This is a genomic window from Aeromonas fluvialis (assembly GCF_000819885.1).
GTDB classification, from domain to species: Bacteria; Pseudomonadota; Gammaproteobacteria; order Enterobacterales; family Aeromonadaceae; genus Aeromonas; species Aeromonas fluvialis.
The window spans coordinates 91580-105329 of the sequence record NZ_CDBO01000040.1 but is presented as its reverse complement, the minus strand read 5'-3'; the positions used below and the strand labels follow the sequence as shown (position 1 = coordinate 105329).

Annotated in this window: 17 protein-coding genes; 9 read left to right on the top strand and 8 right to left on the bottom strand. The window is 60.2% G+C overall.

Annotated features, from left to right (window positions below; translation table 11 throughout):
* Nucleotides 1-34 precede the first annotated feature (34 nt).
* On the bottom strand, nucleotides 35-409 hold the full coding sequence (locus tag BN1125_RS09045) for a YacL family protein (RefSeq protein WP_042011919.1): 375 nt from the start codon (nucleotides 407-409) through the stop codon (nucleotides 35-37).
* Between the two features lie 197 nt (nucleotides 410-606).
* On the opposite strand from BN1125_RS09045, the gene BN1125_RS09040 reads away from it, so the two are divergent.
* From BN1125_RS09040 to BN1125_RS09020, 5 genes are all read left to right on the top strand, one after another.
* A complete protein-coding gene (locus tag BN1125_RS09040; RefSeq protein WP_042011918.1) occupies nucleotides 607-1722 on the top strand; it encodes a sugar diacid recognition domain-containing protein in 1116 nt (371 codons plus the stop codon).
* A gap of 118 nt (nucleotides 1723-1840) precedes the next feature.
* Nucleotides 1841-3103 carry a GntP family permease gene (locus tag BN1125_RS09035; protein ID WP_042011916.1) on the top strand — a complete coding sequence of 421 codons (1263 nt, stop codon included), beginning with the start codon at nucleotides 1841-1843 and terminating at the stop codon, nucleotides 3101-3103.
* Between the two features lie 9 nt (nucleotides 3104-3112).
* Nucleotides 3113-4246, top strand: a complete 1134-nt coding sequence (locus BN1125_RS09030; protein WP_042011915.1) for a glycerate kinase — start codon at nucleotides 3113-3115, stop codon at nucleotides 4244-4246.
* Nucleotides 4247-4478: 232 nt separating this feature from the next.
* Nucleotides 4479-5042 (top strand): NnrU family protein, encoded by a 564-nt coding sequence (locus BN1125_RS09025; RefSeq protein WP_042011914.1) that lies wholly within the window; start codon nucleotides 4479-4481, stop codon nucleotides 5040-5042.
* Between the two features lie 58 nt (nucleotides 5043-5100).
* Entirely contained in the window at nucleotides 5101-5637 is a 537-nt protein-coding gene (locus BN1125_RS09020) for a glutathione peroxidase (RefSeq protein WP_042011913.1), read from the top strand.
* 147 nt (nucleotides 5638-5784) lie between these two features.
* Here BN1125_RS09020 and BN1125_RS09015 read toward each other — a convergent pair whose 3' ends face one another.
* The 5 genes from BN1125_RS09015 to BN1125_RS08995 form a co-directional block, all read right to left on the bottom strand.
* Entirely contained in the window at nucleotides 5785-6204 is a 420-nt protein-coding gene (locus tag BN1125_RS09015) for a DUF4426 domain-containing protein (RefSeq protein WP_042011912.1), read from the bottom strand.
* 43 nt (nucleotides 6205-6247) lie between these two features.
* Nucleotides 6248-6550, bottom strand: coding sequence for a DUF167 family protein YggU (yggU, locus tag BN1125_RS09010; protein ID WP_042011911.1), 303 nt, complete (start codon nucleotides 6548-6550; stop codon nucleotides 6248-6250).
* Nucleotides 6550-7101, bottom strand: coding sequence for a YggT family protein (locus BN1125_RS09005; protein WP_042011910.1), 552 nt, complete (start codon nucleotides 7099-7101; stop codon nucleotides 6550-6552). Before BN1125_RS09005 ends, yggU begins: the two co-directional genes overlap by 1 nt.
* An 11-nt stretch (nucleotides 7102-7112) precedes the next feature.
* The gene (proC, locus tag BN1125_RS09000) at nucleotides 7113-7937 is read right to left on the bottom strand and encodes a pyrroline-5-carboxylate reductase (RefSeq protein WP_042011909.1); all 825 of its coding nucleotides are present in this window, start codon (nucleotides 7935-7937) and stop codon (nucleotides 7113-7115) included.
* A gap of 141 nt (nucleotides 7938-8078) precedes the next feature.
* A complete protein-coding gene (locus tag BN1125_RS08995) occupies nucleotides 8079-8780 on the bottom strand; it encodes a YggS family pyridoxal phosphate-dependent enzyme (RefSeq protein WP_042011908.1) in 702 nt (233 codons plus the stop codon).
* A 39-nt stretch (nucleotides 8781-8819) separates the two neighbouring features.
* Between BN1125_RS08995 and tapT the strand changes: the two genes are divergently transcribed.
* From tapT to BN1125_RS08975, 4 genes are all read left to right on the top strand, one after another.
* Nucleotides 8820-9854 (top strand): type IVa pilus ATPase TapT, encoded by a 1035-nt coding sequence (tapT, locus tag BN1125_RS08990; RefSeq protein ID WP_033135532.1) that lies wholly within the window; start codon nucleotides 8820-8822, stop codon nucleotides 9852-9854.
* 28 nt (nucleotides 9855-9882) lie between these two features.
* Nucleotides 9883-10992: a type IVa pilus ATPase TapU gene (gene tapU / locus BN1125_RS08985; protein WP_042011986.1), complete on the top strand. Its 1110-nt coding sequence runs from the start codon at nucleotides 9883-9885 to the stop codon at nucleotides 10990-10992.
* Between the two features lie 47 nt (nucleotides 10993-11039).
* Nucleotides 11040-11813, top strand: a complete 774-nt coding sequence (yaaA, locus tag BN1125_RS08980) for a peroxide stress protein YaaA (protein WP_042011905.1) — start codon at nucleotides 11040-11042, stop codon at nucleotides 11811-11813.
* Nucleotides 11814-12008: 195 nt separating this feature from the next.
* Nucleotides 12009-12434, top strand: coding sequence for a hypothetical protein (locus BN1125_RS08975; protein ID WP_042011903.1), 426 nt, complete (start codon nucleotides 12009-12011; stop codon nucleotides 12432-12434).
* Nucleotides 12435-12728: 294 nt separating this feature from the next.
* On the opposite strand, the gene BN1125_RS08970 is transcribed toward BN1125_RS08975, so the two are convergent.
* Together BN1125_RS08970 and arfB are read right to left on the bottom strand one after the other, a co-directional pair.
* Entirely contained in the window at nucleotides 12729-13226 is a 498-nt protein-coding gene (locus BN1125_RS08970) for a methylated-DNA--[protein]-cysteine S-methyltransferase (protein ID WP_042011985.1), read from the bottom strand.
* A gap of 27 nt (nucleotides 13227-13253) precedes the next feature.
* Nucleotides 13254-13670: an alternative ribosome rescue aminoacyl-tRNA hydrolase ArfB gene (gene arfB, locus BN1125_RS08965; RefSeq protein WP_042011902.1), complete on the bottom strand. Its 417-nt coding sequence runs from the start codon at nucleotides 13668-13670 to the stop codon at nucleotides 13254-13256.
* Nucleotides 13671-13750: the final 80 nt, after the last annotated feature.

Sequence of the window (13750 nt, the reverse complement as noted above, 5' to 3'; positions counted from 1 at the left end):
TGGCGGTCGGCCTGAATTGGCAAAACGGGGTCAATCAGCCCATATCCTCGTTACGGATAAAGGCGCGCCAGGAGGTGAGCACCTGGGCAAAGTCTTCCAGCCCGCACATGGCCAGCTGTTCATCATCGTAGTAGGCGAGATCGTCGAGATCCTCGTCCAGCTCGATATTAAGGGCGTTGGCCTTCACCTCCGCCTCTTCGTGGGTTAGCAGCAGTGAGTAATCGCCACCAAGCAGCCGGTACTCAGTGCGGGTGCGGTTGGAGAGCTGATCGATGATGGTGAAAAGTTCGTCGATCTTCTCTTCATCCTTGCCCACTTCGTCGATCAACCACTGACCGATGGCCTCGTGGCCCATGGAGAACCGGGCGCGATAGCCACCGAACGGGTCGCGGCGAAATTCATAATCCATAGCAGAGTCCATATTTCGGAGGGATGGGCCTGCCCGGGCAGAGGTGACAGCACCAAGTTCCTGCTCCATGGCGGGGCACACATCGGGTAAAGTGGCCTATTCTAGCGATCCCCTTCTCGCTTGTCTTGATGATGTGGCATCTTTGCCTTCCCGCTGCGGGTTGGCGGGCCACCAGTCGTCCCTTGTCCGGAGATGTTATGCAGCTAAATGACACACTCGCGCAGCAGATTGTCAGCAGAGCGATGAAGATCCTGTCGTTCTCGGTCAACGTGATGGATGAGCGCGGTCTTATCATTGCGTCCGGCAATCCGGAGCGGCTCCACCAGCGTCATGAGGGGGCTGTGCTGGCGCTCACCGAGAACCGGGTGGTGGAGATCAGCGAAGCGACCGCCCGCGAGCTCAAGGGGGTGCGCCCCGGCATCAACCTGCCCATTACCTATCAGGGGGCGCTGATCGGGGTCATCGGCATCTCCGGTGAGCCGGACGTTGTGCGCGCTTATGCCGAGCTGGTGCGGATGACCGCCGAGCTGATCCTCGAGCAGGCAGCGCTCACCGAGCAGTTGCAGTGGGACAAGCGCCACAAGGAGGAGCTGGTACTGCAGCTTATTCGTGGCGAGGGGCGGGGCGATCAGTTGCTGCAGGCGGCCCGCTTTCTCGGGCTGGATCTGGCCCAGCCACGGGTGGTGGCGGTGCTGGCGCTGGAGGAGGCCGATCCCGCTCGCCTGCGGGAGCTGGTCCATCAGCTGGAAAATCCGGAGCGGGACAATCTGGTGGCCATCAACGGGCTGGACGAAATCGTGGTGCTCAAGCCCGCTCAGCTCAGCGATGGCCTCTGGCAATCGGCGCAGGAACGCAGCCGCATCAAGCAGTTGCTGGCCCGTATTCCCCACTTCAAGGTGCATATTGCGGTGGGCGATTACTTCGCCGGCACCGACGGGCTGGCGCGCTCCTACCAGACCGCGCGGGATACCTTGCGTCGTGGCATGCGCCAGGCTCCGCGCAAGCAGGTCTACTTCTTCGAGGATTATCGGCTGCCGGTGTTACTGGGGAGTCTGGCGGATTCCTGGCAGGCGGATCAGCTGCGCACCCCGCTGCAGAAGCTGGCGCGAGAGGATGCAAAGGGAACGCTACTGAAAACGCTGCGCCACTATTTCTTGCAGGATTGTGATCTGCATCGCTGTGCCGACGCCCTGTTTATCCACCCTAATACCCTGCGTTATCGACTAAGCCGGATCGAGCAGATAACCGGTTTGAATTTCAATAAGTTAGATGACAAATTCTTGCTCTATCTCGGCCTCAATCTCGATTTGTGATTGTACAAATAAACAAATTACGTCTTTTTTGTGACGCAATATTTGGTTATTTGACCAAAGAATTCTGATTGCGGATCGCCATAATGGGGGCCATTCACTCCCATTCAAGGTGTCCGTCATGATCCCGGTTACAGCCCTTGGCGCCATCGCTGCGCTCTCCATCGCCATCATCCTCATTCTGAAGAAGGTGCCGCCCGCTTACGGCATGATCGTCGGTGCCCTGGCCGGTGGTCTGATTGGCGGTGCCGACCTGACCCAGACCGTCGCCCTGATGATCGGCGGCGCCCAGGGGATCACTACCGCCGTGATGCGGATTCTGGCGGCCGGTGTGCTGGCGGGCGTGCTGATTGAATCGGGCGCGGCCACCACCATCGCCGAAACCATCGTCAAGAAGCTCGGTGAAACCCGTGCCCTGCTTGCGCTGGCACTGGCCACCCTGATCCTGACCGCGGTCGGCGTGTTCGTGGACGTGGCCGTCATCACGGTTGCCCCGATTGCCTTGGCCATCGCCCGTCGTGCCGACCTCTCCAAGGCGGCGATCCTGCTGGCAATGGTCGGTGGCGGCAAGGCGGGTAACGTCATGTCCCCCAACCCCAACGCCATTGCGGCGGCCGACGCCTTCCATCTGCCCCTCACGTCGGTGATGGCGGCGGGCATCATCCCGGGTCTGTTCGGTCTGGTGATGGCCTATTGGCTGGCCAAGCGCCTCAATAATAGGGGCAGCAAGGTCGGAGCCGACGAGGTGGTGAGCTTCAAGGGGGGCAAGTTGCCTGGCTTTGCCGCTGCCATTAGTGCACCGCTGGTCGCCATCCTGCTGCTGGCCCTGCGCCCGGTTGCCGGTATCGTGGTGGATCCGCTCATCGCGCTGCCCCTCGGTGGCCTGGTCGGCGCCCTGATGATGGGCAAGTTCACCAAGGTGAACCAGTTTGCGGTCTCGGGTCTGGCCCGCATGGCACCGGTTGCCATCATGCTGCTGGGTACAGGTACCCTGGCCGGCATCATCGCCAACTCCGGCCTGAAGGATGTGCTGATCAGCGGCCTGACCGCCTCCGGTCTGCCCTCCTACCTGCTGGCCCCCATCTCCGGTGCCCTGATGTCGCTGGCAACCGCCTCGACTACTGCCGGTACCGTGGTGGCCTCCAACGTCTTCAGCTCCACCCTGCTTGAACTGGGTGTCAGCGGTCTGGCAGGCGCCGCCATGATCCACGCCGGTGCCACCGTGTTTGACCACATGCCGCACGGCTCCTTCTTTCATGCGACCGGTGGCAGCGTCCACATGGGAGTGGGCGAGCGTCTCAAGCTGATCCCCTACGAGACGGCGGTCGGTCTGACCATTGCTACCGTCTCCACCCTGATGTTTGGCGTGTTTGGCCTCGCCTAAGGAATTGCTATGAAAATTGTGATCGCCCCCGATTCATTCAAGGAGAGCCTCAGCGCCATGGCGGTGGCCGATGCCATCGAGGCCGGTTTCAAGCAGGTGTTGCCGAGTGCCACCTACGTCAAATTGCCGATGGCCGATGGCGGCGAAGGCACGGTGCAATCCCTGGTGGATGCCACCGGTGGCCGCATCCTGCCGGTCGAGGTGACCGCCCCGCTCGGCAATAAGGTTCAGGGCTTCGTCGGTTTGCTAGGGGATGGCGAGCGCGCCGTCATCGAGATGGCCGCCGCCTCCGGCATCCATCTGGTGGCGCCGGAACTGCGCAATCCGCTGAACACCTCCAGCGTCGGCACCGGCGAGCTGATCCTGGCTGCGCTGGAGATGGGGGTGAAACACCTCATCCTCGGTATCGGCGGCAGTGCCACCAATGATGGCGGTGCCGGCATGATCCAGGCGCTCGGCGGCAAGTTGCTCACAGCCGATGGCTCTGCCATCGCGTTGGGCGGTCGAGGTCTCGGTGAGCTGACGACCATCGATCTGAGCGGTCTGGATCCGCGCTTGAGCGATTTGGTTATCGAGGTAGCGTGCGATGTGGACAACCCGCTGTGTGGCCCGAAAGGCGCCTCGGCAGTGTTTGGCCCGCAAAAGGGGGCGACCCCGACGATGGTAGCGCAGCTCGATGCCAACCTCTCCCGCTATGCCGACTGCATCGAGCAGGCCCTCGGCAAGCAGGTGAAGGATATTCCGGGGGCGGGCGCTGCCGGTGGCATGGGCGCCGCGCTGGTTGGCCTGCTCGGTGCCGAGCTCAAGCCCGGCATCCAGATCGTGATTGAAGCCCTGAAGCTGGCTGAGGAAGTGGCCGATGCGGACCTGGTCATCACCGGTGAGGGCCGCATCGACAGCCAGACCATTCACGGCAAGACCCCCATCGGTGTCGCACGCTGTGCCAAGCAGTTCGGCAAGCCGGTGATCGGTATTTCGGGTTGCCTGACCGATGACTGTGGTGTGGTCCATGAGCACGGGCTGGATGCGGTGTTCGCCGTGGTCAACCGCGCCATGTCCCTGCCGGAGGCGCTGGAGACGGCCAGCACCAATATTCAGCTCACTGCGCGCAACGTGGCGGCACTCTATCAGCTCAAGGGCTGATCCTGTTGGGCCAATGCGCGTTATCGGCTACTCAATATCCCCGTTTGGGGCATCTCCCATCCTGCGAGATGTCTGGCAGCCCTTAGCACTTTTCGCCGATCCTCTGTGATCGGCTTTTTTCTTTCGGTGCCTTTGCCTTGCCACACCTTTGACCCCATGGGGCTGCGCGGTTTTGATAGGCACATCTCTCCCTTTACGGCATAGTGGTCGTACCAAATAGAAGGAGAGACGCATGTTCCTGCTGACGCTGGGGGTTGCGCTGTTTATCCTGATCCATCTCTACCCCTGTTTTGCGGTGGCCCATCGGGCGCAGCTGCGCGAGCGGCTGGGTGAAAATCGCTACAAGGGGCTCTTCTCCCTGCTGGTGTTTGTCGCTATCGCCTGCATCATTGCCGGTTGGCGGTCGGCCAGCTCGCTGCCGCTCTACTTCCTGCCGGATTGGGGGCCGATGACCATGACGGTGATGATGCCCTTTGCGCTGATCCTCTTTTTCTCCGGCCAAGGGCCCAACCATCTGCGCCGTTGGTTGGTGCATCCCCAATTGCTCGGCACCCTGCTGTGGGCGGTGGCCCATCTGCTGGTCAACAGTGAGGCGCGATCCTTGGTGCTGTTTGGTGGCATCGGGCTGTGGGCGTTGGTGAGCATGATCTGGATTTCGGTGCGGGAGTGGCAAAAAGCACCGCGCCCGGCAGCCAACTGGACCGCTACCGGCATCAACGTCGGGGCCGGATTGGCGGCCACCGCGCTGCTGGTTTTCTGGGGCCACGGCTGGCTGACCGGCATTCCCCTGCATTGAGCGTGAACTGCAACTGTCGTAACCGCGTATGATGGACAAAACAAAAGGAGTCTTGGCGATGAAATGGTTAACTCTGTTACTGCTATTGGGGGCTGGTGCGGCTTCTGCGGCCTGCCCCGATTACTTCAATGTGGAGATGCGGGAGCTCAACAGCACCCAGCGCCACAACCTCTGTCAGCTGACCGAGGGCAAGGTTGTGCTGGTGGTCAATACAGCCTCTTACTGTGGCTACAGCGGCCAGTTCCGCGATCTGGAGACGCTCTACCAGAGCTACAAGGACAAAGGACTGATTATTTTGGGGTTCCCCTCCAACGACTTCTGGCAGGAGGCGGGCAACGAGACCAAGACTGCCGAGGTGTGCCGCCGCGACTACGGCGTCACCTTCCCCATGTTCAATCGGGTTGCGGTGCGGGGCTCCGATGCGGTGCCGCTGTTCAAGGGGCTGGCAGCTGCCGCTGACGGGGATGCGCCGAACTGGAACTTCCACAAGTATTTGGTGGGGCGCGATGGCAAGCTGATCGCCAGCTACGGCGCCAACCAGAATCCGGCGGATGATCCCCTCAAACTGCAGATCACCCGGGCGCTGGGACTCTGACCCTACCTCTTGGCGCAGTCTGGCCGGTCTGTTCCTCGCTCTGTAAGGGCAGCGGTACGGAATAGATGTAACAAGGGCGCCCTGATGGCGCCCTTGTCATATGGATAAAATGAAGCCCCGACCTTGGTCGGGGCCTCCTGTTGCTGCTCAGTCGACGTAGAAGGTCTGCTGGAAGGTGAGGGTCTGCTGCTGCCCGCCGCCCATGATCTTCAGGGTGAACTGATAGGTATCTTCGTTGCGGTAGGGGAGGGTCGCCAGATAGTAGATGGCATCCCCCTCTTTTACCTCCTGAAAGTTCAGGGTGCGGAGGGTGCCGGTCAGGTTCTTGGCCTCACCGGTGATCCCCACGGCTTGCGCCACTTTCTGCTTGTCCTGTACCGCGATATTGATGATGGCGTTGTAGCGGCTGCGCTCCAGTCCATACGCCTTGGCGACCTCGGGGGTGAGGAAGCTGGCGTTGAAGGCGTTGTAGTGCACCAGCCAAGGCCCCAGCTCCTTCATCTGTTCTGCCTTGAGCGGCAGGGTCATTAGCAGTGCCAGCAGGCCACTCATCCAGGCTGTTTTCATCTGTCATCCCTCTCATCTCTACGGTGGGCGCAGGCCGATTCATTCAGCCTTGCGTGTCATTCAGCAGTGCACTCACTTCTTGCGGCAACTGTTTGGGGCTGTCGATGGCGACGGTTTTGTGCCGTCCCAGCTCGCCCCGCACTATGGTGACCTGTCCCTTGGCCACCTTGAACTGCTTGGCCAGAAACTTGGTCAGATGGCTGTTGGCCTGGCCATCGACGGGCGGCGCCGTGATGGCCACTTTCAGCTCTTCGCCGTGCAGTCCGATGATCTGATCCCGACTCGCCTTGGGCTGGATCACCAGATGCAGTACCAGTTCATCCCCTTGTTGCAGGACGGCTGGCATCAAATCATCCACCACAGCTGGCCAAACAGGTCACCCAGCAGGTAGTTGATGGCTTGCAGGCCGATAAAGGCGACCAGCACCGAGAGATCCAGCCCGCCCAGTGCCGGCAGTACGCGGCGGATAGGGGCGAGGAACGGCTCGGTCAGCTGATGCATCACGTATTCGATGGGGTTGCGGCCCTGGCTGACCCAGCTCAGGATGGCGCGGATCAGCAGTACCCAGAAGATCATCGAACCCGCTTTCTTCAGCACGGTCAGCGCGGCAAACAGGCTGATGCTGAGCCAATCCGCCAGCAGCACGTTCATGCTCTTGAGCAGGGCCAGCTTGGCGAAGGCGATGACCAGTGCCAGCACCACGGAGGCGAGATCGATGCCGCCAAAGCCCGGGATAACGCGGCGCAGCGGGATCACCAGTGGATTGGTCAGCTTGACCACCATCTGGCTCATCGGGTTGTAGAAGTCGGCGCGGGCCCACTGCAGCCAGACGCGCAGCAGGATCACCATCAGGTAGAGATCGAAAACGGTGTTAATCAGAAAGTAAGCAGTGTTCATCTGGGCTCCTGTTAGAAGAGGGTTTCCATTTCGGTGGCGCGAGCAACGGCCGCCTGCATGGCTTGCGCAGTCAGCGGCATCAGCCCCTGTTGCTGGAATGTCTTGATGGCTTCGGCTGTGGTGCCACCCTTGCTGGTGACCTGATCACGCAGGGTTTGTAGCGCCAGCTCGGGGTTTCGCTCCACCATGGCGGCTGCGCCCAGCGCGGTCTGCTGCACCAGCAGGCGTGCCTGTTCGGGCGAGAAGCCCAGTGCCTCTGCCTCTTCGGCAATCGCCTGCATAAAGAGGAAGAAGTAGGCCGGGGCACTGCCCGCCGCGGCGATGACGCCGTTGATGCCGGACTCCTGCTCCACCCAGAGGGTCTTGCCGACCGCCTGCATCATCTGCTCGGCAAAGTCGCGATCCGCGGCGGCAATATGCTCGGGCGCGTAGAGACCGGTCATCCCCAGACCCAGCAGGGCCGGGGTATTGGGCATGGTGCGGATGATGCGGTCATGGCCACCGGCCATCTCGCCAAGGCGCACCACCTTGATACCGGCCGCGATGGAGATGAGCAGCTTGCCCTCAAGGGAGCCCAGCTCGGCAACAAGCGCTGCCAGCATGCCGGCCATCAACTGCGGCTTGACCGCCAGCACGATCACTTCGGCGTCGCGGGCCGCCTCGGCATTACTCTGGGTGATGCGAATGCCATGTTCGCTCGCCAGCGCCTCCAGCTTGGGCAGACTGGGGTTGGCGGCTGTGATCTGCCCGGCGGGATAACCCGCCTTGACCAATCCGGCGATGATGCTGCGGCTCATGTTGCCCGCGCCGATAAAGGCCAGCGTTCTATGCTGCATCAGATGCTCCTGTTGCACATGGGGTCGTGGCGGGGTTGGCGCTGCCTGCACCACCAGACGCCAGAATTCGGTGTTCCATCAAACGCTCCTGTTGATGAATTCGCGGCAAGAGGCGGACGTCTGAGTTATCCGCCAGCCTGCCTATGAGTAGTCACGGGCACCGAAGATGGCGGTACCGACTCGCACCATGGTGCTGCCATGGGCGATGGCCAGTTCGAGATCTTCGGTCATCCCCATCGAGAGGGTATCCACCGTGGGGTATTGTCGCGCAAGCTCGGTGAACAGAGTCTGCATGCGGGTCATTTGGGCGGCCAGTACGCTCTCGTCACTGGTGTGCTCGGGAATGGCCATCAGCCCCCGCAGCACCAGTCGCTCACTTTGGGAGACCAGCTCGGCAAGGCGGAAAATCTCTTGTTCCGACGTTCCGGATTTGCTGCTCTCTCCGCTAATATTGATTTGCAGACAAACATTTAGCGGTGCCATTGTAGTTGGGCGCTGGTTGTTGAGGCGGTCGATCAGCTTGTCCCGATCCACGCTTTGCACCCAGTCAAACCGTTCGGCGACCAGTTTGGACTTGTTCGATTGCAAAGGGCCGATAAAGTGCCACTCTATGTCGCTATATTTCGACTGTTGGCGCAAGGTATCGATCTTGGCCGCTGCTTCCTGAGCGTAGGATTCGCCAAAGCAGCGCTGACCTGCGGCATGGGCAACCATGATGGCCTCGACCGGCTTGGTCTTGCTCACGGCCAGCAGGCGGATCTGCTGCAGGTTGCGGCTCGCCCGTTCGGCGGCCTGGGCAATACGTTCCTTTACCTGAAACAGGTGCTGGGCAATCTGGTTCATATTTCGTTAGTGATCTTGTGATGGGAGAATGACAAGTCTATGGATATCACAGAGTTATTGGCTTTCAGTGTAAAGCATAAAGCCTCGGATCTACACCTCTCGGCCGGGGTCCCTCCGATGATCAGGGTTGATGGCGAGGTTCGCAAGATCAATTTACCCGCCCTGGAACACCGGGAAGTGCATGCCCTCATTTACGACATCATGAACGACCATCAGCGCAAGGAGCTGGAGGAGAACTTCGAGGTCGACTTCTCGTTCGAGGTGCCCAATCTGGCCCGTTTCCGGGTCAACGCCTTCCAGCAGGCGCGTGGCTCGGGTGCGGTATTTCGTACCATCCCCAGCACGGTGCTGAGCCTCGAGGATCTGGATGCCCCCGAGATCTTCCGCAAGATTTCCGAGTTCCCGCGGGGTCTGGTGCTGGTAACCGGCCCGACCGGCTCCGGTAAGTCGACTACCCTGGCGGCTATGGTCAACTACATCAACGAGAACTTCCATCACCACATTCTCACCATCGAAGACCCCATCGAATTCGTCCACGAGAACAAGCGTTGTCTGGTGAACCAGCGGGAAGTACACCGGGATACCAAGAGCTTCAGCAATGCCCTGCGCTCGGCCTTGCGGGAAGACCCGGACATCATTTTGGTGGGTGAGATGCGCGATCTGGAGACCATTCGCCTGGCCATGACCGCCGCCGAAACCGGCCATCTGGTGTTTGGCACCCTGCACACCTCGTCGGCGGCCAAGACCATCGACCGTATCATCGACGTCTTTCCCGGTGCGGAGAAAGACATGGTGCGCTCCATGCTCTCCGAATCTCTGCGGGCAGTTATCTCCCAGACCCTGCTCAAGCGCATTGGTGGTGGCCGGGTGGCGGCCCACGAGATCATGATGGGCATTCCGGCGGTGCGTAACCTGATCCGGGAGGATAAGATCGCCCAGCTCTACTCGGTGATCCAGACCGGGATGACCCACGGCATGCAGACCATGGATCAGAGCCTCAAACAGCTGGTCAGTCGCGGCGTGGTGGCCTCTCTCGATGCCAAGGCCAAGGCCGTCGATCCCAACAGCGTCTAAGGGACTGGATCCCAGGGAGGGATAAATGATGAATCTGGATGATCTGCTAAGACAGTTGGTAGAGCGAAAGGGATCGGATCTGTTTGTGACGGTGGGCTCGCCGCCCATTCTCAAGGTGAACGGCCATCTGGTGTCGCTCGGGGGAGAGCCGCTCGACAAGAAGGGGGCGCTGACGCTGGTCAGGGAGACCCTCAGCTCGGATCATTTCGAGCGTTACATCCGCACCAAGGAGGCCAACTACGCCATCCATCGCGAGGAGCTGGGCCGTTTTCGGGTCAGCGCTTTCTGGCAGCAGGAGCTGCCTGGCATGGTGCTGCGCCGCATCGAGACCCGCATACCCACCTTTGAAGATCTGCAGCTACCCAGGATCCTGCAGGAGGTGGCGATGGCCAAGCGAGGGCTGGTGCTGTTCGTCGGGGCCACGGGGGCGGGCAAGTCAACTACCCAGGCGGCCATGATCGGTTATCGCAATCAGCATGCCGATGGCCATATCCTGACGGTGGAAGACCCGGTGGAGTTCGTCCATCAACATGGCCGCAGTCTGGTGACCCAGCGTGAGGTGGGGATAGACACCGAATCGTTCGACGTGGCGCTGAAAAGCTCGCTGCGTCAGGCGCCGGACGTGATCCTGATCGGCGAGATCCGAAGTCAGGAGACCATGGAGTTTGCCCTGCAGTTCGCCGAGACCGGCCACCTTTGTCTCGCTACTCTCCACGCCAACAATGCCAACCAGGCGCTGGACCGCATTCTCCATCTGGTACCGCAGGAGAAACATCGCCAGTTTCTGTTCGATCTCTCCTTCAACCTCAGGGCCATCGTTGCCCAGCAACTGGTGCCGAGTGTCGATGGTTTGCGGCGCAGTGCGGCATTCGAGATCCTGCTCAATACCCCGCTCATCACCGACATCATTCGCAAGGGAGAGATGCACCGCCTCAAGGAGGTGATGACCAAATCTGCCGAGCTGGGCATGCAAACCTTTGATCAGGCGCTGTTCGCCCTGTTCTGCGCCGGCCTGATTGGCTACAGTGAGGCCCTTGCCCACGCCGACTCCGCCAACGACCTGCGGTTGCTTATCAAGCTCTCCGGTCGCGAGCAGTTTGGATCCGGTGCGCTGGAGAATGTGACGCTGGATGAATGAATCTTGGGGCCGCTCTGCCGTTCGGCCCCTCGCTATAAAGGAACATTATGCTGATTGTGGTTTCCCCGGCCAAGACGCTGGATTACGAGTCACCGCTGGTGACCCCCCGTTTCACCCAACCCGAGCTGCTGGATCACTCCGCAGAGCTGATTAACCGGGCCCGTCAACTGAGCCCGGACCAGATCGCCACCCTGATGAAGATCAGCGACAAGCTGGCCGGTTTCAACGCCGCCAGATTTGCGCAGTGGCAGCCAGATTTCACCCCCGCCAACGCCCGTCAGGCGCTGCTGGCCTTCAAGGGGGATGTCTACACCGGATTGGCAGTGGAGGATTTCAGCGAGGCCGATTTTGACTTCGCTCAGGCACACTTGCGGATGCTCTCCGGCCTCTACGGCGTGTTGCGCCCCCTCGACCTGATGATGCCCTACCGGCTGGAGATGGGGACCAAGCTCGACAACCGTCGCGGCAAGGATCTCTACCAGTTCTGGGGCGAGGTGATCACGCACCATCTCAACGACGCGTTGGCCGCGCAGGGGGATGAGGAGCTGATCAATCTGGCCTCCGACGAGTATTTCAAGTCGGTGCGCCCCAAGAGCCTGAAAGGACGGATCGTCACGCCGGTATTCAAGGATGAGAAGAATGGCCAGTTCAAGATCATCAGCTTCTACGCCAAGAAGGCGCGCGGCATGATGGCCCGTCACATCATCAAGCACCGTCTGACCGAGGTGGAGCAGCTGACCGGTTTCAACGCTGAGGGCTACAACTTCGTGCCGGAAGAGTCGGACGCCAATACCCTGATGTTTAAACGCGCCGAAAATTAATTGCAAAAAGAGGGAACCAATCTTGCGACCCGCGGGTCTGAATATGTGAATCCTCTGTTGTAAGCACTTTTTATTCGCCGACGTTTGATACGTCGGCTTTTTTATTGTTCGTTTTTATTGTCCACCGATTGCCTTCGCCGGGACTATGTGGTTCAGATAAACTCAAGACAGGGAGTGAGTCGTCGCGAGGTGAATATGGAACAGAAAAATGCCATTCGGCAGGTTGCCGTCCCTTGGGCCCCATCCCGTCAACTACCGCCCGGTCTGGTTGTGGCAGAGCTGCACCAAAATCTCTGGAGCGACTCCCTGACCATCATGCTGGGGCGTGCGCGCAGCATCGACCTGCCCCCGCAAATCCTCTGCCGGGTGCATTTTCGCCATATTTATGCCCTGCGGGTCATTGAGGATTGCGATCTGGCTGAGGGGAAGGATAGTCACGCCATCGAAGAGCAGATCCAGCTCATAACTCCCTCCCGCTTTGCCAGCTGGTTTCATCAGGAGTCAGACGGCCTGCATTTGGATGAAGACTTGCAGCACTATCGCATCTCAACCTGGGATTACTGTGCCGATGTGCTGACCTCCTCGGCGCCGGAGCTGCAGTTCCTGCCCCAGAGCGAGTAGCCAGCGGTCACGTCAGAGGCGAAGGGGGATCCTTCGCCTCTTTGTTTTTACGCTAGTACCAAGGGGATCGCGCTCAGGTCACTCAGCCGGAGGGGGGGGCTGTTGCGTTGGCACAAAAAAAGCGCCTCGGAGGAGGCGCGGGGAAAAAAACAGATTGGAAGCGTCACATGGGTGCTACTTGGAGCGGTAAATGAGCTGGACCACTCAAGTATGGGAACATGATGCCTGGCTCTATCTGAAGTTGTTCTGAGGCTATTCTTCATTTTCTGTTCATCTTGTCAGCAATCCCGGCGATCAGACTTGAGGGGTTAATTTGAATGTTCGCCGTGTTTGTTCCAGTGCCAGCAACCAGCGCTTGATGGGAATGCCGCCGGCATAGCCGGTCAGATCGCCGCTGCGTCCGATCACCCGATGGCAGGGTACTATGATGCTCAGCGGATTGCGGCCATTGGCGGCACCCACGGCCCGCACTGCTTTGGGATTGCCGATGGTCTGGGCAATCTCGAGATAGCTGACGGTTTCGCCATAGGGAATGTCGCACAGCGCGCCCCACACCGACTGCTGAAACGGGGTGCCTCGGGCCGCCATGGGCAGGTCGAACCGTTGCAGCTTGCCGGCGAAATAGGCGCTGAACTGCGCAAGATAGGGGGCCAGCGCCTTGTTGTCCCGTTGCCAGTCAACGTGCGGCGTGATGGGCCGCTCCCCTTGCATGAACTCCACGTGGCGCAGTCCATCCTGATCGATGGCGACCAACAGGGGGCCGCGGGTTGTCTCACAGAAGTCGTATTTCATGTTGCTGTTCATCGGCTCTGCCCTTGTTCAATCCAGTTGCGGTTTGCCTCGGGCGGATTTGATATCCCCCTTGCGTTTCTTGGCATCGACCCGTTTGCGCTGGGAGCTGCGGGTCGGTTTGGTCGCATGGCGGGCCTTGGGGCGCCAGGCTGCCTTCTTCAGCAACTCCAGCAGACGGCTCATCGCCTCCTTGCGGTTCATATCCTGACTGCGATGGCTCTCGACCCGGATCAGGATAAAGCCATCGTGTACCCGGCTGTCGCTCAACCTGTCAAGACCCTCCTTGTAGAGGGGCGTCAGGCTGGGAGAGTTGCGGTAATCGAAGCGCAACCAGACTGCGGAGTCGGTCTTGTTGACGTGTTGTCCGCCGTTGCCCTGTGCCCGCATGGTCTGGAATTGCAGCTCATGCCAGGGAATTGTGATGCAGTTGGAGATAACTAACATGCTGCTTTGCTCTTGTTTGGTGCATACCCGCTGGTCGCTGCGGCATGGTGCCTCATTATGGGGCGCGCTGGCCTGTTCTG

Bases quoted from the DNA above. Each gene is read 5' to 3' on its own strand.
- BN1125_RS09045 (WP_042011919.1), bottom strand. From the start codon at position 409: ATGGATTATGAATTTCGCCGCGACCCGTTCGGTGGCTATCGCGCCCGG.
- BN1125_RS09040 (WP_042011918.1), top strand. From the start codon at position 607: ATGCAGCTAAATGACACACTCGCGCAGCAGATTGTCAGCAGAGCGATG.
- BN1125_RS09035 (WP_042011916.1), top strand. From the start codon at position 1,841: ATGATCCCGGTTACAGCCCTTGGCGCCATCGCTGCGCTCTCCATCGCC.
- BN1125_RS09030 (WP_042011915.1), top strand. From the start codon at position 3,113: ATGAAAATTGTGATCGCCCCCGATTCATTCAAGGAGAGCCTCAGCGCC.
- BN1125_RS09025 (WP_042011914.1), top strand. From the start codon at position 4,479: ATGTTCCTGCTGACGCTGGGGGTTGCGCTGTTTATCCTGATCCATCTC.
- BN1125_RS09020 (WP_042011913.1), top strand. From the start codon at position 5,101: ATGAAATGGTTAACTCTGTTACTGCTATTGGGGGCTGGTGCGGCTTCT.
- BN1125_RS09015 (WP_042011912.1), bottom strand. From the start codon at position 6,204: ATGAAAACAGCCTGGATGAGTGGCCTGCTGGCACTGCTAATGACCCTG.
- yggU (WP_042011911.1), bottom strand. From the start codon at position 6,550: ATGCCAGCCGTCCTGCAACAAGGGGATGAACTGGTACTGCATCTGGTG.
- BN1125_RS09005 (WP_042011910.1), bottom strand. From the start codon at position 7,101: ATGAACACTGCTTACTTTCTGATTAACACCGTTTTCGATCTCTACCTG.
- proC (WP_042011909.1), bottom strand. From the start codon at position 7,937: ATGCAGCATAGAACGCTGGCCTTTATCGGCGCGGGCAACATGAGCCGC.
- BN1125_RS08995 (WP_042011908.1), bottom strand. From the start codon at position 8,780: ATGAACCAGATTGCCCAGCACCTGTTTCAGGTAAAGGAACGTATTGCC.
- tapT (WP_033135532.1), top strand. From the start codon at position 8,820: ATGGATATCACAGAGTTATTGGCTTTCAGTGTAAAGCATAAAGCCTCG.
- tapU (WP_042011986.1), top strand. From the start codon at position 9,883: ATGAATCTGGATGATCTGCTAAGACAGTTGGTAGAGCGAAAGGGATCG.
- yaaA (WP_042011905.1), top strand. From the start codon at position 11,040: ATGCTGATTGTGGTTTCCCCGGCCAAGACGCTGGATTACGAGTCACCG.
- BN1125_RS08975 (WP_042011903.1), top strand. From the start codon at position 12,009: ATGGAACAGAAAAATGCCATTCGGCAGGTTGCCGTCCCTTGGGCCCCA.
- BN1125_RS08970 (WP_042011985.1), bottom strand. From the start codon at position 13,226: ATGAAATACGACTTCTGTGAGACAACCCGCGGCCCCCTGTTGGTCGCC.
- arfB (WP_042011902.1), bottom strand. From the start codon at position 13,670: ATGTTAGTTATCTCCAACTGCATCACAATTCCCTGGCATGAGCTGCAA.